At 53.9% G+C, this 21917-nt stretch carries 19 protein-coding genes; 10 read left to right on the top strand and 9 right to left on the bottom strand.

Annotation, left to right across the window (positions count from 1 at the left end; translation table 11 throughout):
* Window positions 1–231: 231 nt before the first annotated feature.
* From E8L22_RS18300 to E8L22_RS18280, 5 genes are all read left to right on the top strand, one after another.
* Complete coding sequence (locus tag E8L22_RS18300; protein ID WP_136526559.1) at window positions 232–1140, top strand: Ig-like domain-containing protein; 909 nt, start codon at window positions 232–234, stop codon at window positions 1138–1140.
* A 13-nt stretch (window positions 1141–1153) separates the two neighbouring features.
* Window positions 1154–1615, top strand: coding sequence for a hypothetical protein (locus E8L22_RS18295; protein ID WP_136526558.1), 462 nt, complete (start codon window positions 1154–1156; stop codon window positions 1613–1615).
* Between the two features lie 572 nt (window positions 1616–2187).
* Window positions 2188–2670, top strand: coding sequence for a hypothetical protein (locus E8L22_RS18290; protein WP_136526557.1), 483 nt, complete (start codon window positions 2188–2190; stop codon window positions 2668–2670).
* Window positions 2671–2793: 123 nt separating this feature from the next.
* Entirely contained in the window at window positions 2794–3432 is a 639-nt protein-coding gene (locus E8L22_RS18285; RefSeq protein WP_136526556.1) for a DUF2442 domain-containing protein, read from the top strand.
* Between the two features lie 473 nt (window positions 3433–3905).
* Window positions 3906–4613: a hypothetical protein gene (locus tag E8L22_RS18280; protein ID WP_136526555.1), complete on the top strand. Its 708-nt coding sequence runs from the start codon at window positions 3906–3908 to the stop codon at window positions 4611–4613.
* Window positions 4614–4774: 161 nt separating this feature from the next.
* On the opposite strand, the gene E8L22_RS18275 is transcribed toward E8L22_RS18280, so the two are convergent.
* The 3 genes from E8L22_RS18275 to E8L22_RS18265 form a co-directional block, all read right to left on the bottom strand.
* Window positions 4775–5101 carry a hypothetical protein gene (locus E8L22_RS18275; RefSeq protein WP_136526554.1) on the bottom strand — a complete coding sequence of 109 codons (327 nt, stop codon included), beginning with the start codon at window positions 5099–5101 and terminating at the stop codon, window positions 4775–4777.
* Between the two features lie 565 nt (window positions 5102–5666).
* The gene (locus E8L22_RS18270; protein ID WP_136526553.1) at window positions 5667–8840 is read right to left on the bottom strand and encodes a rhomboid family intramembrane serine protease; all 3174 of its coding nucleotides are present in this window, start codon (window positions 8838–8840) and stop codon (window positions 5667–5669) included.
* Between the two features lie 590 nt (window positions 8841–9430).
* Window positions 9431–9649 carry a VF530 family protein gene (locus E8L22_RS18265; protein WP_136526552.1) on the bottom strand — a complete coding sequence of 73 codons (219 nt, stop codon included), beginning with the start codon at window positions 9647–9649 and terminating at the stop codon, window positions 9431–9433.
* Window positions 9650–10619: 970 nt separating this feature from the next.
* On the opposite strand from E8L22_RS18265, the gene E8L22_RS18260 reads away from it, so the two are divergent.
* Window positions 10620–11153: a DUF4870 family protein gene (locus E8L22_RS18260; RefSeq protein ID WP_136526551.1), complete on the top strand. Its 534-nt coding sequence runs from the start codon at window positions 10620–10622 to the stop codon at window positions 11151–11153.
* Window positions 11154–11208: 55 nt separating this feature from the next.
* On the opposite strand, the gene E8L22_RS18255 is transcribed toward E8L22_RS18260, so the two are convergent.
* The 4 genes from E8L22_RS18255 to E8L22_RS18240 all read right to left on the bottom strand — a co-directional run bounded on the left by E8L22_RS18255 (window position 11209) and on the right by E8L22_RS18240 (window position 13727).
* Window positions 11209–11622, bottom strand: coding sequence for a type II toxin-antitoxin system MqsA family antitoxin (locus E8L22_RS18255; protein WP_198420188.1), 414 nt, complete (start codon window positions 11620–11622; stop codon window positions 11209–11211).
* Window positions 11615–11932, bottom strand: coding sequence for a type II toxin-antitoxin system MqsR family toxin (locus E8L22_RS18250; protein ID WP_136526549.1), 318 nt, complete (start codon window positions 11930–11932; stop codon window positions 11615–11617). Before E8L22_RS18250 ends, E8L22_RS18255 begins: the two co-directional genes overlap by 8 nt.
* Before the next feature lie 262 nt (window positions 11933–12194).
* A complete protein-coding gene (locus E8L22_RS18245; protein ID WP_136526548.1) occupies window positions 12195–12620 on the bottom strand; it encodes a hypothetical protein in 426 nt (141 codons plus the stop codon).
* 441 nt (window positions 12621–13061) lie between these two features.
* Window positions 13062–13727, bottom strand: a complete 666-nt coding sequence (locus tag E8L22_RS18240; RefSeq protein WP_136526547.1) for a LysE family translocator — start codon at window positions 13725–13727, stop codon at window positions 13062–13064.
* 350 nt (window positions 13728–14077) lie between these two features.
* Between E8L22_RS18240 and cmoA the strand changes: the two genes are divergently transcribed.
* The 3 genes from cmoA to E8L22_RS18225 all read left to right on the top strand — a co-directional run bounded on the left by cmoA (window position 14078) and on the right by E8L22_RS18225 (window position 16333).
* Window positions 14078–14812 (top strand): carboxy-S-adenosyl-L-methionine synthase CmoA, encoded by a 735-nt coding sequence (cmoA, locus tag E8L22_RS18235; RefSeq protein WP_136526546.1) that lies wholly within the window; start codon window positions 14078–14080, stop codon window positions 14810–14812.
* Window positions 14809–15786: a tRNA 5-methoxyuridine(34)/uridine 5-oxyacetic acid(34) synthase CmoB gene (gene cmoB / locus E8L22_RS18230; protein WP_136526545.1), complete on the top strand. Its 978-nt coding sequence runs from the start codon at window positions 14809–14811 to the stop codon at window positions 15784–15786. The genes cmoA and cmoB overlap by 4 nt, the downstream gene beginning before the upstream one ends.
* A 145-nt stretch (window positions 15787–15931) precedes the next feature.
* Complete coding sequence (locus E8L22_RS18225) at window positions 15932–16333, top strand: hypothetical protein (protein WP_136526544.1); 402 nt, start codon at window positions 15932–15934, stop codon at window positions 16331–16333.
* On the opposite strand, the gene E8L22_RS18220 is transcribed toward E8L22_RS18225, so the two are convergent.
* The gene (locus E8L22_RS18220; RefSeq protein WP_136526543.1) at window positions 16330–17307 is read right to left on the bottom strand and encodes a tetratricopeptide repeat protein; all 978 of its coding nucleotides are present in this window, start codon (window positions 17305–17307) and stop codon (window positions 16330–16332) included. The two genes, E8L22_RS18225 and E8L22_RS18220, sit on opposite strands and share 4 nt — an antisense overlap.
* 299 nt (window positions 17308–17606) lie before the next feature.
* Between E8L22_RS18220 and E8L22_RS18215 the strand changes: the two genes are divergently transcribed.
* On the top strand, window positions 17607–20768 hold the full coding sequence (locus E8L22_RS18215) for a PocR ligand-binding domain-containing protein (protein WP_136526542.1): 3162 nt from the start codon (window positions 17607–17609) through the stop codon (window positions 20766–20768).
* A 63-nt stretch (window positions 20769–20831) separates the two neighbouring features.
* Here the strand turns inward: E8L22_RS18215 and E8L22_RS18210 are convergent, their stop codons facing one another.
* Window positions 20832–21905, bottom strand: a complete 1074-nt coding sequence (locus tag E8L22_RS18210) for a GTP pyrophosphokinase (protein WP_136526541.1) — start codon at window positions 21903–21905, stop codon at window positions 20832–20834.
* Window positions 21906–21917 lie beyond the last annotated feature (12 nt).

The raw sequence follows: 21917 nt of genomic DNA, 5'->3' as shown, positions 1-21917 counted from the left end.
AAGGGAGCCGTAGCCGTCATCGCATCCTGTCCGCGATAGCCATCCCCCAATTCGCCCAGTATCAGGCGAAGGCGAAAGCACACAACGCAGAGATGGGAGCGGGCAGAATGAACACCAAGTAAGAACATGGGGGCAAGCAGAGTGTCCCCTCATTGCCATATCCACGCCCCTCCTCCCCTTACGTCGATAAACGAAGCAAGAGGAGCCATTGCCGCAGAAAAGGAGATCGTTATGCGCCCGATTGTGACATTTATTTTTTCTGTTTTAGTGTGGCTGAGTTTTTGTCAAAGTGCTTTAGCTACAGGCGATTGTGATCATGATGGGATAGTTACTTATGCTGAAGTTAGATTGGCAATAGACATGTTCTTGGGAACTGAAAATGTCGCAAGATGTGTAGACGAAAATTCATCAGGCGACATTGATATCCAGGAAGTACAGAACACAATTAATACATTTATTGGATTGATTCCGGCTAACAGCCCTCCAGTTGCTAATCCTGTCATTCTCCAAAGTGATGTCTTCACAGGTGTAGCTGTAACTCTTGATGGGAGCAACAGCAGTGATGTCAATGGCGATAATTTGACATTCAACTGGGTTCTAAGCAATAAACCGGCGAATAGCATGGCAACATTATCCAGCTCAACAGAAATGTCCCCTTCGTTCACACCAGATTTGCCAGGGATTTATTCAATCGATTTAGTAGTAAATGACGGCAAGTTAAATAGTGCTGTAGCTACGGTGACTATCAACGCTACAGCACCTTATCTTGAACTATCCAAAATTGACCCTTTCTTTGGTTCTGTAACCATTTTATCAATGCCTTACACCATAAACACAGCGTCTAGTCAGACATTGACTGGTATTCCAACCCCAACTTACGCAACAATTGATACCTTCACTTTAAAGGCCATGGGCACCAACTTTACAATCGAAAATCTTTCTGCTGCTGACAGTACAGGCCAGGTCGTCCCCTATTTCAGCGGTTTAAGTAACGGACAAACAATAAGCGCCGGATCACCTGTCACCTTTTCGCTCCGTTCACCGCTGACCAACAATAATACAGTGAGTTTGTCTTATCGGTTCACGATTACTGAAACGAAGCAAACATTTACATACAATGTAAATTTACGGACCAACTGATTCCGGATGACAGATGACAGGAAAGGCGGGGTCAGGCCAGACTTCTGGATATTTGAGCAGATTGGAATGTCTGAATGTCGATCCTGCCACCAGTGCCCGCCACGCTGTTGGACCAAGGATAGGAATGAAACGCACAATACAAACTTCAACCCTTGCGGTTTTCATCCTGGTAGGAATCGCAATTGTAGGTCGTCATCTACCAGAAAAGGAAAAGTGGCTTCTTGTCGAGAGGCGCTCTGCAGAGCAATATAGTCGGGCGTTGCTTGCTGGAGACTCAAAAAAACAACAGGAATACCAAAACCATTTCATTGATTATGTCGTAGTGACAGATCAGCGCCATAAAATAGTTCTCTTCTCTCCACACGAAAATCACGAAGCAACATTTGTATTTGCACCAACACATACAGAGAGTGAAGTCGAGTACGAATCCCGCAAGGCGAAAAAAATTGCAGCAGGATGGTATTCACTAGATTGAACCAACTGCCCCAACCGCGTCCTGGGACACGGACGGCTGCTACCGGGCAAGGCAGCAACTGCTGGGATAGAAAGCGGTACGTTATGAGGACAACGAGATTCAGGTCAATCGTAAGTCTCGGAAGAAAGGCACGAAATCCTAGCGGTTCCAGAAACTTTCTTGGGAAAGGTTCCTATGAAACTTGTAGTTGGCTTTGTGATGCTGCTTTTGGTATCAGGCTGTTGCACGATCAAGACGCAGGAGGAAATCCATGACGATATCTCCTCCAAACAGGGTGGATCGTTGTGCGACGACAAGGGGCATCTCACCAGACCTATTATGTAAAGCGGAACTGCTTTGGATCTTCGAATCTTGTTGTGGCCGGCTGTTGAAGACTGCCATGGAGAAGGCTGCATGTTCATTCTCGTGTGGCCTTTATTCATCATTCCCACACTCATTGACCTACCCTTGGACCTTGTAGCGGACACAGTTAAGCCAGACTTCTGGACATTTGAGCGTGTTGGAACGTCCGAATGTCGGTCCTGACCCAGTGTCCCAAGGCCGCAACTGTTGGACGCGAAGGAGAAATTATAATGAGAATGTTGCAGCATTCATTATTGTTAGCAATTTTGTTTTTTTCAGCAACACCAGTGCTCGCCGGGGATATTGCTGCACTAGAAAAAGCAATCAAAAATTGGGCAATGGAAGTTCCTCCCCCCTCTTACAAACATGCTTTTGTCGACCTGAATGAAGATGGCACCGATGATGCTGTAGTTCTCATCACCGATAACCAGTATTGCGGATCAGGTGGATGCTCATTTCTTGTTTTTAAAGGAACAAGTTACGGCTTTCAAAAAATCTCCTCAAGTACCATCACGACGGCGCCTATTCTAGTGTTGCCTGAAAAGAAAAGTGGGTGGCACACATTATCAGTATTTGTTGCAGGTGGTGGGGCTAAGTCTGGGCAGGTGTTGATGCGGTTTAACGGTACAAAATACCCCAATAATCCCAGCGCTCAGCCAAAGGTAAGGAGAAACGAGCTAAAGGGAGCAAAGACCTTGATCTCCGACAAATAATGGGGCTGGGGGGCAGGTCGTGAGCCTGGGGTTGGCCCTCGAAAGTTGAAAGTCGACGGATTTCCAATCAGGCAGTCGAGCGGTGAACCCGCTCACCCGCCACACTTTAGGTAGATCAAATTTATGAGCAAACAGATTCTAAAACGAGCAATACCAAATGAGCAGTTTCAGGTGATCTTGGAATTCTCTGGGTCCGAGTATCGGATCTTTGATACGTCCGTTCTTTGCAAGGAGAAGGGGTGGAATAAGCTCGCCTATCCACAGCACATGAAGACGTTTTCTGTTTTCGAAGACGCCATTTTCTGGCCAGACGGTGGACAAGTAGATGCAAGTTACTTATATCAAAAATCAAGGCCAATAGATCGGGGACAACTGGAGCATCAAGTCATAAGGTTGAGCTACAAAAATCAGGCTCCTACGTCGGAAGACACGCTTCATCATGTGTATGCCGTTTTCTTGGCGCCTTATAGCGCCAAACCATTCCGCCTCGGAGAGTCCATTGGTGGTGGTATCACAGATCGGGGAGGTGGTTACGATATGTCTTTATCAGAGTTGCTGGCTTGGCCCGAGTGGAAGTGCCACTTTGAACTTTCCGGTTGCTCGTGGGCAGCTTTACTAATTGAGTCTCTGTCCAACAATTCTGAGCACCTGCTGAACGTGCTGATCGTTGAGGCATGCAAGCGAAATGGGCTTGCTGAAGAAACCGGGTGGAGCAGTCGCGAAAAACCGCTCTGCTCGCCCCTTGAGCCGTTGAGATTATAGAAATCGGAACAAGCAATGAACGAATTTTGTCCAGATTGCGGAAACCGGTTTTCAGAACCGCGAGATTTGACCAAGTGGTGGTTGAGACTTCGACATTGTCCGAAAACTTGTGGTTATTTTCTTGAGGTTATTGACACGCGGTGGATCTACCCATTGCAAAGATTGGAACTAGGTGTCGGGCAAAAATTAGTGACAGCCTCGGAAGATCAGGTTGAAGAAGCAACCACGAGAATTAAAACTATTGACTTCAAAACCATATCGATAGCCTTCTTTGAGCACACCATTCTTGGCTGTTACAGACCTGAATCCGAATACCAGGTGCGGTACAGGCAAGACAACTAGCGAGAGTCAGGCGGGGTCAGGCAAGACATATGGACATTTGAGCGGTTTGGAACGTCCGAATGTCGATACTCCCCCAGTGCTCCCTCCCAGGTGCATCAGCCTCGGCTTTCACTGATAAAACGGAGTATTTGATGAAAAAAGCGCTGATTTTCGCATTGCTATTGAGCACCGTCTTCTTCGCTGGCTGCGCCGTCTCGAAGGAAAAGTTCAATAAAGACATTGATGCTTTGGCTGAAAACCCCGCATCTTTTAAACAACTGGTAAAGGGTGCTGATCCGAAAGGCTCTCGATTGAAGCTATACCGAGAGCTTTTACTTGACCAAAGAGTGCGTGACGGCATTTATGAGGAGGCTATCAAACAGAAAGCCAACTACTACTCGACGGAAAACATCCTAAAGATTGATTGGTTCGCTCTTTTTCTGCATCGTGGTATGACGAGGTTATCGCTCGCTGACAAGCAGACCATCGCCCGAGAAATGGCCTTATCCATAGGAACCCTGCAGGACCAGGAATGTGTGTGGTCCCGATTCTCATTCCAGCCGCCGCAGAGTGATCGTATGCTTGAGCTCTACGGTGCAGTAATAAAAGCCGGGTCAGTTGGCAAAGCAGAGAAGAAGGAGCCGACAAAAGAAGAAATCATGCTCGCAGTCATAGCCTTGGCAGCAAAGGCAAAGGAAACTTTGTCAGATCAGGAAATCCTCCAAGTCTTGGCTCCTGCGATAGACCCCAAAAAAGCGGAGAAAGGTGCGAGCTGTAAATCCATTACAAAAATAATCAACCTGGTTCTAGAACTCGATCCCCAATATCAGCAAACTCTGTTGGATTCAGGTCTGAAATAGGGGGCCGATGAAGGCGTGCCCCCATAACTCCTGGAGTTACGGTTTCGACGGTGACTCTAATCCTGCCGTAACCAATCAGGCTAGTCATGATGTTGGCGGTCTTGAGGTCTCAACAACGGGCTGTTCTTTTGGAAAAAAATTGCAAAACAATCACCAAGAGGTCAGGACCTTAGGTTTTTCCATATAGATATAATTGTAACAAGCCCGAAAACTGTTGCAGGAAACAAAAGAGAAGGTTTCCCCCTTACAACAAAAAGGCTGATAGATATAATCGTCATTGTTAAACCTATGATTATGTCGACTTTTGGCCTTTGATATGAAATGGTAGAGACGTCGACTTTAAAATATAAAGCTGCTAAAAGAAACATGATTAGAGTTATGACTCCACCTGTAATGAACCCAACAATATAGCCAAAATAATTTCCTACTATTCCTCCGCAAACGCCTCCGAGTACGGTAGTAGCTACAAATATTTTATGTCTATTCATGCCTACCTCTTGTCCCCCACGTAGGTAGCTAATGTAGCTTTTCGAGATTTGGTCTTTAACGATCCAAGTTGTAGGAAGTCTTTATGCCTCGCAACGCGAGACTCGACGGGGGAGAGAGGGGATTGATAAGCTGCATCGTCCGAATATTTGTCGTCATTCTGGCTATTGCCTTCACATATGGCTCCATAACCAGCTTCACCACCCACAGATCACTAGAAATAAATTTCACCACGAAATCCGTTACGGTGTTCGAGTCAAGCGTGTTCGGCACGAAACAGAGGAAGGAACCTTTCGGCAGTTACATGCACCTCTCTGTCAAGCAGAACTACTATTCCACCAATTATTGCATCATGCTTGAATCGAACGATGGATGGATTGAATATCTTGGCTGGAATGAATTCGGTGCTCTTTTCTTGCATCGACCATGGAACTTGCCGACAAAATCGCACCGAAAATGGGCATCGAGGTAAACGCGTCAACCTGTTTTGAAGAGAAGCCTCACAGTAGGTCGACTATAACGCAGTCCTCGCACAAGTTGTGTCGCCGTATTGCCGACTCACACCCACTAGCTTCCATTAGCTATCGCTAGCTCCTGTTGCGCCTTAACATCGGTTGGATCGTAGTAGAGTACCTTACGATAATCAGCGATGGCCTCAGCTTTCTTATACAATTCAAAGTAGCATCCGGCGCGATACTTCAACACCGAGGTCCGGTCGCCGTACTTCAGCGCATTGGTGTAGCAGCGGACGGCCGAAGAATATTCTCCGGCACGATAGTGGTCGTCGGCACGATCAGACTCTACCACCCCGAGGAGACACCAAAGACGCGGGTTGAGGTTGCCGTACTTGGTAGCACTCTTGGCATAATCCGACATCTCCCCGTACGATCCCCCCCACCTGGGCTCCAACGAAACGATGTACTCATATCTGACCACAAAAGCGCGTTTATCCGCATTCACGGCCTGATCCATGATTTGCTTGGGCGAAAAAGGCATGTTCGAGGTTTTTGCCATCCGCAACAGCGAGCAGTACGCCGGCATCAGGAACGGGTTCGCGGCAAGTGACTTCTGTAGATCAGTGGTAGCATCGTCGTGTAACCGCTGCATCTCGTCCAGGTTGGACTGAGGGGTTTCATTTATATATTGAGTCCCCCGGGCCAGAAACCCCTGTTCGGCCTTGTAGGTGCCTCTGGCGGCATACGCGACCGGGGAACCTGTTGTTGCCGCCCACACATCGAGATCCTCGACCGCTATGCCATGTTCTGGCGAAAAAAGCTTATAGGCCTCATAAAGGAAGAGTTCGTAGCTGACGTCTTTTCTGTACTGGTCCAGGTAGCCGTCGTAGAGTTTTTCCAGGTTTTTGAAGTCGCGCGAGGCGAGGAGACTCTTGATATGGAATGCGTCGGGTTTTCCTTTGTCAAAGCAGGACTTAAGAGCCGCATTAGCCTGTAAGGCATGTGCCTTGGTGTCACTGAGATAATCGTCAGCAAACCCCACCATGAAGTAAGCGCCGCAGATCAGCACGAACAATGAAGCCACCGCTGCAAACTGAGTTGTACGACTGGGGAATTTACCGGCGAACCATACTATCGCCGGTTGGAGCAGTCGTTGGAGCCGCGACGCCTGCAACTTTCCCGGCGACCCGGATTCCAGGTGGTTACGAAAATCATGGAACTCTCGCTCCGCCAGTTCAGCCACCTTGGCAAAATAGACACCGCAAGCAACGCACGATTCATGCTTCTCCTGGACGTGCCCGCATTTGGGGCACGAGAAGGAAGCGGCAGGCTCAGCCTTGGCCACGGGCGCCTCTTGCCGTGACGGTGCCGATGCGGGTTGCACGGACCGCTGCGCCTCGTGACGGTCAGGAACATCTTCCTTCTCCATGGTGCAGAGGGCGCCGGTGCTGCAGATGGCTTCCTTGTATTTGAGGGCGGCGGCGTAATCGAGGCCTCGCTTAAGCACGGTGGGATTCCCGCTGCAAAGCCTGTCAACCTGGTCGCGCCCGCAGCGGAATAGTTGCACCAGACGTTCCTTGGTCTCCTCATGATCGCAGGTGAAGCCGATCGTGCCGTCAAAAACGAGCCGAAAGCGCTCCGGAGGCGGCGCCGGCCACTGTCGGGGCGCACCCTCTGCAGCATCGGCGATTGCCACCGGTTGAAAGGTCCGGCAGGCAGGATAGGCGCCGCAGACCCAGAACGGGACGCCCATCTGCGGTCCGGAGGCCGAGCGGCGTATGGTCATCACGGTTTTGCAGGCGGGGCACAACGGGGCCGAGGCAACCTCCTGCACCGCGCTGGGGCGCCGGGGCCGGAACACCTCGCCATCGGCACGCTCTCGTGCTTTTTCAGCCAGCACAGAATGCGGATACTCGAAAACAAACTGAGCGAACCGGCTGCGGGCCGCCTCAAAGCAGCTGGTGAACTCAAGCAGGGTCGCCAGTTGGTAGAGGGCTTTTTCCCGCTGCGGCGTCGGGACGTCCAAAACCTCGATCACGCGTTCCAGGCAGGGAACCTGGAGTTCGGTCCGCCCCGCCTTCCCCATCGCTTCCGCCAGGCGGGTCACGAGATTGGGGACAGCGGGGGGCGTAAAGTACTTGCGGAGGTACTCTTCAAGCACCTCCGCGACCTCGGCCGGTCGTTCGACGAGCAGTATTTCCAGGGCGTTCTCGTAGAGCGCCTGTCCCTCCTCGCTGCTGTGAAACTTCGTCTTGAGCCGGGCCATGCCCAAGAGGGCATCCACGTTGTTCGGGTTACGGTCGAGGGCGATCTGCATCGAGCGCTCCCCCCCCTGAAAGCCGACTGCCGCCACCGACGCCTTGATTCCGATCTCGAGGTGCCGCTCTTCGACCGCGTCATCGCCGAGTTTGAGGTATCCGGCTACCAGCATTCCGGAGATCATCCCGCCCAGGTGTGCCCAATGGCCGATCATGGAGCCTTGGCCGCTGATCTGCTCGAGACCGCCGGAGAGATCTGAGAGGAAAAACAGGGACATGATCACAAGCGAGTTGAGCCGCACCTTTAAGCTGACCGGGAGGATAAGGGAGAAGATGCCGAGAATGGGGATCGGAAAGGTCATGGTTTTGAAGTAGCACCGGACCGCGAAGATCCCCATGATACCGGCGATGGCACCCGAGGCACCTAAAGCATGGCCGGCCTTCCCGTGGAAGAGAAACTCCACGAGGATGAAGACCAGCCCGCCAATGAGGCCCGTGGCGAGGTAGCACCAGAAGAAACGTTTCTTCCCCACGCGCCGCTCAACCGCCGAGCCTATCACCCAGAGAAACGTCATGTTGCCCCAGAGGTGGCCGTTGCTGCCGTGGAGAAACATCGAGGTGAATGCGCTTAAGGGGACGTTGAACAGGTCCGGTTTGTGCGGCAGGAAGACCAAGTTGTCCGAGATGAATTCAAGGGGGACCTGCGTTTCGAAAAAGTAGAAGATGAGAACGTTGGCGAGAATAAGGGAGTACGTGACCCAAGGTTTGATTTCGCTGCGCCGCTCGTCCTCGGTGCTCATCATCGGGAAGAAGGTGATATGCTCCCGAAGCAGTTGCGAGGCGTCAACGCCACTTGCGGCGGCATGGAACCTGAGTACCACCAGGAATACCAACGGCAATAGAAGATAGAGAAGCGAAATGAGCCCCGGAAAGGAACTTTTTATGACGGTGATGATGATTGCGGTCGCCAGCGCTTTGGCGACAAAGGCCTGTTCCTCGTGTTCCTGGAAGTAATCGGAAAGGGACATGAATCCTGCTCATCCTTTTTAGCGGCAAATATCCAATCTGCAACAAACTTTAGAAGTTCTAGCAACGGATGCTAAAGCACCTGCGCAGACTACCACGAACAATTAATCACGATCAATTTAAATTTTCTTTTACAGAGAGTAGAATTTCTGTTGCCAACTTAGTATAAGACGTGCAGGAACATTGCACCGACGATGGAATGGGTATTAAAATAGGGGAACATAGGGACGCCCAAGGGGAACATAGGTAGAGTAGAGAGCAGGGTTGCCCCTGCCCTCCCTCATCAAACCGTGCAAGGGAAGAGGGGACGTTGCTAAGTTATGTAACTTATAAATCTTCTATCCGTGAGCCGCGAGATGAGGCTCTTGTGTCTCGTCAGCTCGTTTGGACATTCCCGTTTTGGTGTATCAGGTGATGGCACGAGGGCTTGCCATGCAAAAGAGGGAATTGGGGTCAGGCTTGCAAAGTTGCAATCTTGAGTTCTGGCCGTTAAGTTTGCAATTATTGCAGGCGTGCCCCTATAACTTCCTGGGGTTACGGCTTTGACGGTAGGGCTAGAAGGAGAACGGCGAAAGGGAGGTCTTGTCCCCCTCTACATCTTCAGCCTCAGATACATCTCCTCGACCTTGTCTCTGGCCCAGGGGGTCCTTCTTAGGAACTTGAGGCTGGAGGAAATGCTGGGGGTGTGGGTAAAACAGCGAATATCGATCCGCCTTCCCAGTTCTTCCCAGCCGAGCACCTCCACCAATTCGGTCAGAATCATCTTCAAAGTGACGCCGTGGAGCGGGTCGGTTGGCGATTGAGTGGTCATGGTTTCATCCTGATGGCTGCTTGGTGAAAATCTGAGAAAAGGGACGTGCTGTTGATATGGCTGATTTGCTGTAAGAAGTCAACGGAATGTGGGACGGAGAAGCGGAAGCCTCGGGAGCGAGGACAGAGGGGTCGGGTTCGACTTTTGGACATTTGTGCAGCAAAAGGTAACAACAAGGTAATCCTAATGGTCAATTCCCAGTCGTTGACAAAAGAAATCGAAGGTGTCAGACACCATCCAATCCGCACCATCCAATCCCCCAGGCGTGCAGGTTCTAAACGAACACGTTCCTGATTGACGGACCCACGTTTCAAACCGTCACGGGCAGTTTTCAGGTTTGCACGCGCGCGTTTGGAATTTCCGCGGATGCGTTCTAACCGAAAATGGCCATTTACACAAAGGATTTTACAGGCCCGCGTTTCAAGTCTGCACGTGCGCGTTGCAAATTACCACGGACACGTTTCAAGTTTGCATGTGCGCGTTGCAACTTTGTGCGTCCGCGTTGCAACTTTGTACGTCCGCGTTGCAACTTTGTATGTCCGCGTTGCAACTTTGTATGTCCGCGTTGCAACTTTGTATGTCCGCGTTGCAACTTTGTATGTCCGCGTTGCAACTTTGCATGATCGCGTTGCAACTTTGCATGACCACGTTGCAATTTTGTATGACCACGTTGCAACTTTGTATGACCACATTGCAACTTTGTATGACCACGTTGCAACTTTGCACGACCACGTTGCAAATTACTACGGACGCGTTTCAAGTTTGCACGTGCTTGTTTCAAATTCGTACCGATGCACGTGAAGTATATCCACGGGATGGAGCCCTGTACTGCACAGGGGTGTCCTTGAGATTCTCAGATTTGAACAAAGAATCCAGCAAGAGATACCGCCTCATTGGCCCAGCTTGAACATCTCCATTCCATGGCTACTATATAACCTGTTGAAACGGCTCATTTACTCCGGGAGGGCTTATGGAAGGCATGGTGCTTGGAATCGATGCGGAAGAGGGAGTCATCAGGACGGCTGACGGTACCAGGTACCGCTTCAGGAGTTCGGACTGGAAAAGCCCCCGCGCGCCTCAACCGAGGGACCGGGTCGACTTCGTTGTTGATGGGGAATACGCTCGCGAGATCTACCTGATGGGCTACGGCATGGGAGACGTTTCGGAGGCTTTCAACAAGGTACAGACGTCGGAGAAGACCATGCCTGCCGTGGTCTACGGCTGCTACATCGGTGCGATTCTGTGGGGCGTCACCATGATCGTCGGTGTCGCATTAGCCTATGTCTACCGCGGCAGCGCGTCCCCTGCCCTCACCCGCACGCACTTCGACTACCAGATAAGCATCTTCTGGAAATCCCTCATCGGCTATCTCCTCGGGATACTCTTCCTGTTCGTCGGTGTCGGGATAGTCATCCTCGCCCTCACCTACCTCTGGGTCATCATCAAGAGCGTCAAAGGCTGGCGCCTGCTCAATCAGGGTGAACCGATGTCGTCACGAGGCTGAAACCACGCCCCCCTCTTTCACCGGCCGTTATTAACTGTCAATCGCTTACAAGATCTCAAGCAGCCTTTTTAGGGGTTTTGAGGACCGAAAGCCCCTCCGGATCGCGGTCGAGGAGGATAAGGGCAGTACTTATCGCCCGGCTGGGCAGCAGGTCCCCCTTTTCATACTTTTGAAAGGCCCGAGGACCGCCGCCGATCAGAAGCCCCGCCGCCTCCTGGGTCAGGTGCAGCTTTTTCCTGATGCGACGGATCTCTTCGGGCGGAAGGAGTCCCTCGTGGGCGGCCTTCAAGCGGTTCAGAATTCGATCGGAGGCTTTCAGATCCTCGCCTGTATGGACGCTCTCGTCCGACTGGTCGCAGTACCAGCCCGGCATGTCGAAGGTGATTGATTCCCCCTTGTAAGTAAGGGTCATGGGGCGGGTGTCACGATACATCGGCGCTCCGGTTTCAGGGCACACAGGGTTACTCATCATCCTTCTCCTTGAACGACAACAGCAGAAACTCCGTAACGACATCGGCGGTGAACTTGACGTAAAGCAGCCCCAGCGGCGACGGCACGTGGTAAACATCCTGCCAGAGTCTGGCATCGGAGTAAGAGGTCATTGACTTGTAAAACTGTCCCCGCTGCATGGAATGGATCGTGGCCACGATTTCTGCACGCCCGAAGCCTATGGCAGCAGAAGTGCGCAGGGCGGTACCAGTGAGGGCAAGCCGGTCAACCGTGCTGAAGGCGGTCTTTAAGGCATCGAGATCGTAACTCGGCTTGCGCTTCTCAGCCATGGTTTCCTTTTACACCATTATGATGTATCCAACAAGTTTCTTCAGTGATCTGCACCGCCCTTTTTTAGATGCAAAGGAGACCTCCCCGACAGTTGCCATTGCAGGGTTCTCAGCTTCTGGCGTAGCCGGAAGTTGTCGAGTGCGACACAGAGCAGGACGATCGTGGAGAAGACAGTAAAGGCGTCTTCGGCCATAAAATGCCAGAACACCCATGAGGCTGTAGCCAAGAGGCAGGCCACGATAAAGAGGAATCCACGGTCCCTCATGCGTTCACCGCCTCAAATCGAAACATGTTTCTGGCTGAAGCGTTGCTGTCATATATAGCTGGCCAACGCTGCAGTACCGAAAGAAGCCAACTCCGGTTCAGATCATGCCTTGTGGCGACAAACAATACGTCCACAATTGACGTACCACCAGCAAGAGACCGGCCAGTCGCAACGGCGATACTACCTATTACAGCTCCGACATAAAAAGCTGCGCAAACGGAACCGAGATACGTCAATTGCTCCAACCGAGTAGCACCTTTGGCAAGGTCTTTTATCGTCACACGGGGGCCGTACTTGTTTATCTGACTGAGGATTGTAGAAGCAGTTGCAATTGCAGCTTGAAGAGTACCGAAAAGGCTTGTCGGCGCAGGCAAACCAAGAGCCTCCATGTTTTCTTTGAAATACCTGTAGAACTCTGACATGTGTGTCCTCCGAAGGTTCGCCGCTCAACTCAGCCTAGCAAGAAGGGATATCAAATCAGAAAAAAAATTAGATCCTACCAATTTACACCCTTCTGTCAACCATCCTCACTTCCGCAGCAAAACCACCTATGCGCATAGTCCCTTATGCGGTCCCTCTCCTGTGAGGCCAGTAGCGATGCCATTGAGGCGATCTTACTCCTGAACCACCACACGCCACTGGAACGGTACTGACGAAGACCTGCATGTAGATGGACAGGACCTCTCCTCAAAAAAAGTTTAGGTATTTACAGGCATTTTACGGGTGGAGCGGAAGGATGATTGGGAACCATGCGTCATTGACGCTAGAGGAATACCCCCTACAGCACAGCAACGGCGGGGGTACTTTGTACTCGCTTGGACGCGAAGACACGTTTATCTGTTGCTTGAAATGCCACCAACCCGCTAGGTGCCGGTGAAGCTTGCGGATGCGGTGGAGATCTGGCGGCGGGCTTCCTTTAAGGTGGTGATGAAAAGGGCTAGGCCGACACTGCTTACGACAACGGCGGCGAGGCGATTGAAGGGACTGCGAAAACGGGCATAGCCGGTGCGCACCTTGCTGCGTGAAAAGACATACGCGAGAAGCAGATGCCAGGAGGCCGACGACACCATCACGAGTGCTATGACTGAAACCTGCAGGACCTTGTCCGGAGCGGCAGGAAAGGAGGCGGCCAGAATACTGCCGAAAAAGAGGGCCGCCTTCGGATTGGTTATGTTGGTCAAAAAGCCAAGACGAAAGGCTGCCAGCGGGGTTTTCGCGGCGCGAACCTTCTCCTCCGAATCGTGCGCGGCGGCTGAACGCCAGAGACGCCACGCGATGTACAGGAGATAGACCGCGCCGGAAATCTGCAGCGCCATCCTGAGAGTTGGAAACACCACGAAAATAACGTGCAGCCCGCACACGGCACAGATGCACCAGATGGTGGAACCGACGGCGACTCCGATGGCCGCCACTCGGGCCGATTTGCCGTCATCGCTTGCCGCAAGCTGGGTGATTAGGAGCGTATTCGCCCCCGGACTGAGCAGAACTGCTACGTATAGAAGCCAAATTGTAAGAATAGTGGAGAACATCGCAGTTCCTTCCTTTTAATTGATCACCGCATCATAACGGCGATGGGACAAGGTGTGGACCAGCCAGTGCACAAGGGTAAGGGTCCCCCTGTATCGACTCAGGCCCTTGAAAGATTCGTAACATTACTTCAACCGGCGCCGCCAGTGAAATTATCTTTTCGCATAAAAATTATTCCCATTGTCTATAAGTGGAACCTGCCTTCAGCCCTGTGACCTGTCACCATAACTTCGGCTCGATTCGGGGCGGCATTATCTCGGAATGGCAAACACGGGGTTGATGTTCGGGAGGAAACGGGCTATGTTCCACTCTCTGCTTCACGCAAAAACAGCTTCACGAGGAACCCAAGACTGTGATGAAAAAAACAGATGCCATCTATGCCGCCCCTCTGCAGGAGATGATCGACTTCAAGTTCGACGAACGGGTCGTCGCGGTCTTCCCTGACATGATACAACGCTCGGTCCCCGGCTACGGGATGATCATATCCAACATCGGCATCCTCGCCGCGAAGTACGCCCAGGCGGGGAGCCACTGCTATGACCTCGGCTGTTCCCTCGGAGCGGCCACCCTTTCCATGCGCCAGCGCATCAAGGAACAAGACTGCGACATCATCGCGGTCGACAACTCCCCGGCGATGCTTGAGCGTGGCCGCGAACTGCTGGCGCGCGATGCCGCTCCGGCCGTTCCGGTGACCATGGTCTGTGCCGACATCCAGGATGTCCCCATCGAGAATGCCTCGGTGGTCGTCCTGAACTTCACACTGCAGTTCATCCCCCCGGCACAGCGTCAGGAGCTGATCGGGCGCATCTATGCCGGGCTCAGGCCGGGCGGCATCCTCATCCTCTCCGAGAAGATCGCCTTCAGCGAGCCGGCGCGGCAGCACTTTCATCAGGAACTGCATCACGACTTCAAGCGGGCCAACGGCTACAGCGATCTGGAGATCAGCCAGAAGCGGTCAGCCCTGGAAAACGTCATGATCCCTGAGACACTTGCCTGCCACCAGGAGCGGCTTAAGTCGGCCGGGTTCTCTTCCGTCGAGGTGTGGTTCCAGTGCTTCAACTTCGCCTCCATGGTCGCTATCAAATGAATTTCTACGACGCCCTCTATCCGCAATTAATCGCCATGGGTCAGGAGCGCTGGGCAGAGCAGTTGCAGGCGACTCTGCCGGAGAGACTGGATCTCGACAGCCACGGGAAAATGTCCGGTTGGCTTAGCGCCCTGCAGTCGCTGCCGGAACTGCGTCCGTCCCATGTTGAACTGCGCGACAGCGTCACCATCGGCTCAAGTGCCGACCTCGAGGTCGCAAAAGTGAACCGCGAAGAATTGATCGCTCAGCTCCAGGCATTTCACCCCTGGCGCAAAGGCCCCTACAACTTCTTCGGCATCGAGATCGATACCGAGTGGCGCTCGGACTGGAAGTGGGATCGCGTCTCCCCGCACATAGAGCCCCTCGCCGGACGCAGGGTCCTCGATGTCGGCTGCGGCAACGGTTATCATGGCTGGCGCATGCGCGGCGCAGGCGCCGAGTTCGTACTGGGCATCGACCCTTTCCTGCTTTCGGTACAGCAGTTCCAGGTGATGCAGCGCTACCTCCGCGACCCGCAGCACCATGTCCTTCCCATCGGCATCGAGGATGTCCCGCCTGATCTCGCCTGCTTCGACAGCGTCTTCTCCATGGGTGTTCTCTACCATCGTCGCTCGCCGCTCGACCATCTGTTCGAGCTGAAGGGGTGCCTGCGCCCCGGCGGTCAACTGATCCTGGAGACGCTGATCGTCGAAGGGGACCAGGAGACGGTCTTCATGCCGCAGGGGCGTTACGCGAAGATGCGCAACGTCTGGTTCCTCCCCTCCATCGCCGCGATGACCCTGTGGCTTAAGCGCTGCGGCTTCACCGAGATTGCCTGCGTCGACACGAACCGCACGAGCACCGGCGAGCAGCGCACCACCGATTGGATGCGCTTCGAGTCGCTCCCCGATTTCCTCGACCCCGACGCCCCGGAGAAGACCATCGAAGGACACCCCGCACCGCTGCGTGCCATCTTCACCGCGACGAAGCCGTAGCGTCGGGGCCGTTTTTTACGGCAGCCGTGGCAAATCCTCCCCCCATGCGGTACATTTTGTGACTGGCAAAAAGCGAAGTCGCACCGACCACTGAACTCGCCACCGTAGTAACGCACCAACCATTCCAGCTAAGGGGAGGCGCATCATGGATATTGCGAGAGAAGACAGACTGCTCTCAATGGAGTTGGGGACGTTAAGCAAGGAATCGATCAGGAGATCTCAAAGCGTGGAGGAAGTCGATAATGAACCGCGTCGGCTCTTCGCATTTGCGCAGGTTATCGGGGCACGCGACCTGCTGCAATACCTCGTGGATAACGAGGACTGGTCCGATTTCGGGGAATTCCTGGAGGCGATAATCGAAACCGAGGAGTGGCGATACAGGGAAGCTTCGGAAAACGACGACCGCCAAACCATGATCATCACCATGGCTCACCGCCGCCAGTGCAGCAGGCTGGTAAGGAGGCTGACCGATCCCCGCCGCAGGCAATCGCTGCTCGCGCAACTCGATTCTCCCGCGGAGGGTGCTCCCTCACCGTCGCAAAGTTAGCTGAAAAATTTCTCGCTGAACCAAAAAACACCCATCGGCTCTTCCGGCATGTCTCCACGTATCTTGCAACTCGCCACGTCTACGCTCTCGACCCCGGCGGCGCTCTCGAATACCTTGACCATCTCGAGCGCCCGTTCCTCTGAATCCGATACCACGTCGTAGACGATTCCGTAAGCCTGCGCCTCCCGATACCAGGGATGGTCCATCGGGAGCTTGGCGACAATCGCGAGGCGGTAATATTTGGACTCCGCACTGTAGCGTAATTCTTCCAGCTTCACTATTTCAAAGAGCACCGGCGTGCTGCATCCGAACTCCTCCAGAAAATGCATCAGGAAACTCCGGACCTCTTCCTTTGATCGTCCCTTTTGCAACCGAATGCGCGCGAGTGCCGCGGCCACAAGCCCCACCCTTTTTTGATACTCCTCATCTCCCTCGGTACGCTCCTTGAGAAGGACTTCGGCCAATGCTTCCGCTTCGGCAAGTCTGCCGACCCCCTCCAAAGCAGCCACTCGCGCCTGTTCGGCACCCGATCGCAGAGAAGTTTGTTCGAGGCAGTCAAGGTAATCCAGCGCCGCCTGGAAGTCCTTACAAGCTATCGAGAGAAATGCCATGTTGAGACGAATCATATCCGCGTTCGCCTGCGGACAAAGCAGTGCCTGTTCATAGGCGGCCAGCGCTTCTTCATATTTATTAAGTTGACCGAGATAGATGCCGAGGAAGAACCAGTTCGTCCAAAAAGTGGGGCGCTTCAACACGCCGCGCCTCATCGTCGAAACGGCATCTCTGAAATTCTTGGAGCTGGCATAGACCTCTGCGGCAATGTAGAAGGCGAGAGGCCCTTTGGCCTCTTCGAGCTTCATGGCGACTTGAATAGCTTCCGAGTACCTTCCGGCCTCCAAATGATCAAGCCCCTGGTTCGTCAGCTTTTCAATCCTCTTGTTGGCTATATCATCCATCACGGTCGTCTCCTTCATTGCAGCATGTGCTCCACATTCCCGCACAAAAGATTAATCATTTCACACCAAACTGTCAATAGAGAGAGCTTCACCGTTTCCGCCCCTGGAAGGCCCATCGAATGGGGTTCGTTCGCAGTCTCCGCAGCCCCCCGCCACTAGAACAGCCGATTCCCCGCAAACTCAAACCGCAATTGACCGTTCTCTTTACGACTTCTTTTTCTCTGTTATCTTTTCTATGTCCACAACTCATTAAGGCCAGGTTCCCGCTTTTGTCCGGCCTGATACAGTGCATCCGAACATCGAACAAAGGACCCGGAATGTTCAAAAGTCTCATCCTCATGCTATGCCTCATAGTCTCCGTTGCAGCAGCACCGGGCGCCTATCAATCCCAGAAAACGCTGGTGGTCGGGAGCGAGGAGAATTTCCCCCCCTTCTCCACCGGAAGTACCGACGAGACGGCAGGCGGCTTCGCCGTGGAACTATGGAAAGAGGTCGCCCAGGAAGCGGGGCTCAAATACAGCATCCGCGTCAGGCCGTGGGGCGAGCTGCTCCAGGAGTTCAGGGATGGCAAGGTCGACGTGCTGGTAAATATAGCGACCTCCGAGGAGCGGCATCGCTACACCGATTTCAGCGTTCCCCACGTCACCGTCAACGGCGCGATATTCGTGCGCAAGGGAGACTCCCGCATACGCTCCGAGGAAGACCTGGCGGGGAAATCCATCATCGTGTTCAAATCCGACCTCGCCCATGAATACGCCATCTCCAAGGGGTGGCAAAAGCAACTGGTGCTGGTGAGCGATGCCCGCGAAGGACTACGGCTCCTCTCCTCCGGAAAGCACGACGCCATGCTGCTCAGCAAGCTCGCCGGCATGCAGACGCTGCGCGAACTCCACATCGAAAACGTGCGGGCCTTGGATGCCAAAGTCGGCTACGCGCAGAAGTTCACCTTCGGCGTGCGCAAAGGAGAGTCGGACCTTCTCGCGGCGCTCAACGAGGGTTTGGCCCTGACCAAGGCAGACGGCGACTATGACGAGCTGTACCAGAAGTGGTTCGGCGTTTACGAGACCAAGGAGCCAACCTTCAGGGACATGTTGAAGTACCTGCTTCCCTTCGCGCTCCTGGTGGCGTGCCTTGCCGTCTATTTCTTCTACAGGCGCAGTCGCGAAAGAAAAGCGTCCGAAGCCGCTCTACGGGAAAGCAAGCTGCGCCTGGACACCATCCTCGACAACGTCGGCGCCTACATCTTCATAAAGGACACCAAGTACCGCTACAGCTATGTGAACCGCGAGGTCTGCGAACTGTTCGGCCTACCGGAAGATAAGATCCTGGGAAAGACAGACGACGCGTTCTTCTCCCCCGAATCGGTGCGCGAGATCATCGTCAGCGACCGCCCCGTGCTCGAGGAGGGGCTCACCATCAAAAGGGAAGAGACCAATCTGGCTGCCGAGAACGAAAAGCCGCGCAGTTACTGGACGGTGAAGCTTCCGCTGCGTGACGAAGCAGGCGCCATATACGGCCTCTGCGGCATATCGACGGACATCACCGAACTGAAGCAGATGGAAAACGAGCTGAAAAAGAAAAGCGCTCAACTCGAGGAGGAACTGGCTGAGCGGGAGATCACCCAGGAAGCGCTCCAGGAGCAGACGGCGCTGCTCGAGGAACAGACCGCAATGCTGGAAGAGGAGGTCGAGGAGCGAAGACGGGCCGAGACAGCGCTTAAACAGAGCGAGGAGACGGTCCGGCACAAACTCAAGGCAATCCTGGAACCAGAAGGCGACATAGGCGCCCTTGAACTCTCGGACATCATCGACAGCGAGATGCTCCAGGCCATGATGGAGGATTTCTACAGGATAACCGGGATGCTGGGAGCGGTCCTCGATGTTTCGGGGAAGGTGCTCGTCTCGGTAGGGTGGCAGGACATCTGCACCAAGTTCCACAGGGTCCACCCCGAGGCATGCAGGAACTGCCTCGAAAGCGACACGGTTCTTTCCAGGGGGGTGGCGGTAGGCGAGTCCAAACGCTACCGTTGCAAGAACAACATGTGGGACATAGTGACGCCGATAGAGGTTGGTGGGAGGCACGTCGGCAACGTCTTCATCGGGCAGTTCTTCTACGAGGACGAACCGCCCGACGTGGAGCTTTTCCGCGAGCAGGCAAGGCGCTACGGGTTCGACGAGACCGAGTACCTGGCAGCGCTGGATCGGGTGCCCCGTTTCACAAAGGAAGCGGCCGAAGCGGGGATGAAATTCTACGCGGAACTGACCAAGATGGTTTCCACGCTCAGTTTCACCTCGATAAAGGTCTCGAGGATGCTTGCCGAGCGCATCCACCTCGAAGACCAGCTCCGGCAGTCGCAGAAGATGGAAGCGGTAGGGCAACTGGCTGGCGGTGTCGCCCACGATTTCAACAACATCCTGCAGGTGATCACCGGCTACGGCAATATGCTCAAGATGAACGAAAGCCTCAGCAAAAAAGAGCAGGAATGGCTTGACCACATCCTGTCATCGTCCGAACGGGCGGCGCAGCTCACCCAGGGACTGCTTACGTTCAGCAGGAAACAGGTGATCCACCTGGTACCTGTCGATCTGAACGAGGTCATCGAGAACTTCAAGAAATTCATCCTCAGGGTGATCGGCGAGGACATACACCTGAAGACGGTGACCTACGGCGACCGGCTCATCGTGCACGCCGACGTGGGGCAGCTCGAACAGGTGCTGATCAACCTGGCGACCAACGCGCGCGATTCCATGCCCAAAGGCGGCATGCTCACCATCGAGACCGGACTGCAGGCGGTGGAGTCCCCCTTCGACCACGAATCCGGGCGTGAGGAACCGGGGAGCTACGCCGTGGTGACCGTGTCGGATAGCGGCAGCGGTATGGACGAGGAGACCCGCAAGAGGATCTTCGAGCCGTTCTACACCACGAAGGAGGTCGGCAAGGGGACCGGCCTCGGCATGGCGATCGTCTACGGCATCGTCAAGCAGCATAACGGGATCATCAACGTCTACAGCGAGCCCGGGCACGGGACCACTTTCAGGATTTACCTGCCGGTGCAGGAGGCCAGGAGCGAGACGGACGCCCAAATCGTGCAGGTGGAGGCGCCAAAAGGGGGGAGCGAAACCATCCTTCTGGCCGAGGACGATGCCGAAGTCCGCAATCTCGTGGTATCCATCCTCAGCCAGTACGGTTACGAGGTGATCCAGGCCGTGGACGGGCAGGACGTCGTCGAGCAGTTCGCCGCGAACAGGGAACGTGTAGCGATGATTCTGATGGATATGATCATGCCGAAAAACAACGGCAGGGAAGCCTACGAAGAGATCACGCTGCTGCAGCCGGGGGTGAAGGTGCTTTATTCGAGCGGCTACACTGCGGACTTCATCCAGAACAGGGGCGTTTCCGAAGAAGGGATCGAACTTATCATGAAACCGGTCCAGCCGATGGAACTGCTGCGCAAGGTGAGGGAGGTGCTGGACCGGTGAGTAAGTGCCCCCCTACCCCACCACCCCAAGGCTCACGACCTGGCGCGGATCAGGAACAGGAGGTCATGGCTGTAACGTTTCAGGTGCTGGTTGATTGCCCTTCATCCATGCGACGAAACGTTCCCTGTTCCTTCTAGACAAGATGCGTGGGAACTTCTCCTGGTCGTAGAGGTAGAGACAGTGCCTGATCGAGGTGTAGGCGCTGAAGGTCCTCTCCGGGTTTTCCGCCAATATGTGCTCGCGGTACTCCCTGACCACCTTAAGATTCTCGTTCAGGCACCTGTGCAGTTCGGCCTTCTGCAGGGTGCTGTTTTGTTCCAATATGTCCTGGACAAAGTCGTCGACCTTCTCGTCGTCGAAGACAAAATCACGAAAGAAGTGCGCGGCAATGGGCACGAAGTTAAAGGCGTTCACCGTCCTCGTGCCTGGGGTGACCACCTGGCCCGGCACTTCCGGGTCGATCTGCGTCACCGTCGCCTGCAGCATCAGGTCGGAGGTCGCGTTCCTGATCTCTTTGAACTCACGGTCGGCGAGTTCGAAGAGGGCGGCAAGCACGTTGATCCTGCGCTTGAGATCCACCGGTATCGACTTCTTGTACTTGATCTTGTGGTCCAGCATGCTCCAGGCGTCTTGTATCAGGGACCGGATCTGCACCTCGAAGCAGAGATCGGCCGGCGGCAGGTTCCTGGTGAGATAGGCCGCCTCGGGGTCCAGGGCCAGGTCCATGTGCAGCCCCTTGTAACCGAAGGAGTCCTCCGTGCTCTCCACCGCGGAAGTCTTGTCGGTGACGTTTAGTATCTTGAAGTTGCGCTGCAAAAGTTCCGATACCACCGGAACCTCGTCTTCATAGAGGCAGACGATCCGCACGCCTATCAGGTCCGAGATGAAATCCCTGATTTGGTAGGGCTGCTCGTCCGCCTCGAGTTTACCTTGGTATTTACGCTGGAACTTTTTGATGCACTCCTCTTTGTCCTTGACGCGCCCATCGACCTTGGTGGTCGCCCCTCCTCCCGTCTGCCCGACCAGGTTCCGGACGATTTCGACAAAGGAGTCCTTCGCCGCGCTCAACTGCTTCTCGTTAGTGTCGTAGTATTTCCGGAAAAGTGCTTTTTCCCGCTCAAAATCAATGGATGCCATATTCAAAGTCCT

The organism is Geomonas ferrireducens, assembly GCF_004917065.1.
Taxonomy (GTDB): Bacteria; Desulfobacterota; Desulfuromonadia; order Geobacterales; family Geobacteraceae; genus Geomonas; species Geomonas ferrireducens.
The sequence above is the reverse complement of the archived record's forward strand: the minus strand, read 5'-3'. Positions and strand labels throughout refer to the sequence as shown.

What these genes read in the sequence shown, in the direction of transcription:
- E8L22_RS18210 (WP_136526541.1), bottom strand. Translation starts at nt 21,905, where the DNA reads ATGGCATCCATTGATTTTGAGCGGGAAAAAGCACTTTTCCGGAAATAC.
- cmoB (WP_136526545.1), top strand. Translation starts at nt 14,809, where the DNA reads ATGAATTTCTACGACGCCCTCTATCCGCAATTAATCGCCATGGGTCAG.
- E8L22_RS18275 (WP_136526554.1), bottom strand. Translation starts at nt 5,101, where the DNA reads ATGAATAGACATAAAATATTTGTAGCTACTACCGTACTCGGAGGCGTT.
- E8L22_RS18220 (WP_136526543.1), bottom strand. Translation starts at nt 17,307, where the DNA reads ATGAAGGAGACGACCGTGATGGATGATATAGCCAACAAGAGGATTGAA.
- E8L22_RS18300 (WP_136526559.1), top strand. Translation starts at nt 232, where the DNA reads ATGCGCCCGATTGTGACATTTATTTTTTCTGTTTTAGTGTGGCTGAGT.
- E8L22_RS18260 (WP_136526551.1), top strand. Translation starts at nt 10,620, where the DNA reads ATGGAAGGCATGGTGCTTGGAATCGATGCGGAAGAGGGAGTCATCAGG.
- E8L22_RS18215 (WP_136526542.1), top strand. Translation starts at nt 17,607, where the DNA reads ATGTTCAAAAGTCTCATCCTCATGCTATGCCTCATAGTCTCCGTTGCA.
- E8L22_RS18265 (WP_136526552.1), bottom strand. Translation starts at nt 9,649, where the DNA reads ATGACCACTCAATCGCCAACCGACCCGCTCCACGGCGTCACTTTGAAG.
- E8L22_RS18245 (WP_136526548.1), bottom strand. Translation starts at nt 12,620, where the DNA reads ATGTCAGAGTTCTACAGGTATTTCAAAGAAAACATGGAGGCTCTTGGT.
- E8L22_RS18280 (WP_136526555.1), top strand. Translation starts at nt 3,906, where the DNA reads ATGAAAAAAGCGCTGATTTTCGCATTGCTATTGAGCACCGTCTTCTTC.
- E8L22_RS18285 (WP_136526556.1), top strand. Translation starts at nt 2,794, where the DNA reads ATGAGCAAACAGATTCTAAAACGAGCAATACCAAATGAGCAGTTTCAG.
- E8L22_RS18290 (WP_136526557.1), top strand. Translation starts at nt 2,188, where the DNA reads ATGAGAATGTTGCAGCATTCATTATTGTTAGCAATTTTGTTTTTTTCA.
- E8L22_RS18255 (WP_198420188.1), bottom strand. Translation starts at nt 11,622, where the DNA reads ATGAGTAACCCTGTGTGCCCTGAAACCGGAGCGCCGATGTATCGTGAC.
- E8L22_RS18250 (WP_136526549.1), bottom strand. Translation starts at nt 11,932, where the DNA reads ATGGCTGAGAAGCGCAAGCCGAGTTACGATCTCGATGCCTTAAAGACC.
- E8L22_RS18270 (WP_136526553.1), bottom strand. Translation starts at nt 8,840, where the DNA reads ATGTCCCTTTCCGATTACTTCCAGGAACACGAGGAACAGGCCTTTGTC.
- E8L22_RS18295 (WP_136526558.1), top strand. Translation starts at nt 1,154, where the DNA reads ATGACAGGAAAGGCGGGGTCAGGCCAGACTTCTGGATATTTGAGCAGA.
- E8L22_RS18240 (WP_136526547.1), bottom strand. Translation starts at nt 13,727, where the DNA reads ATGTTCTCCACTATTCTTACAATTTGGCTTCTATACGTAGCAGTTCTG.
- E8L22_RS18225 (WP_136526544.1), top strand. Translation starts at nt 15,932, where the DNA reads ATGGATATTGCGAGAGAAGACAGACTGCTCTCAATGGAGTTGGGGACG.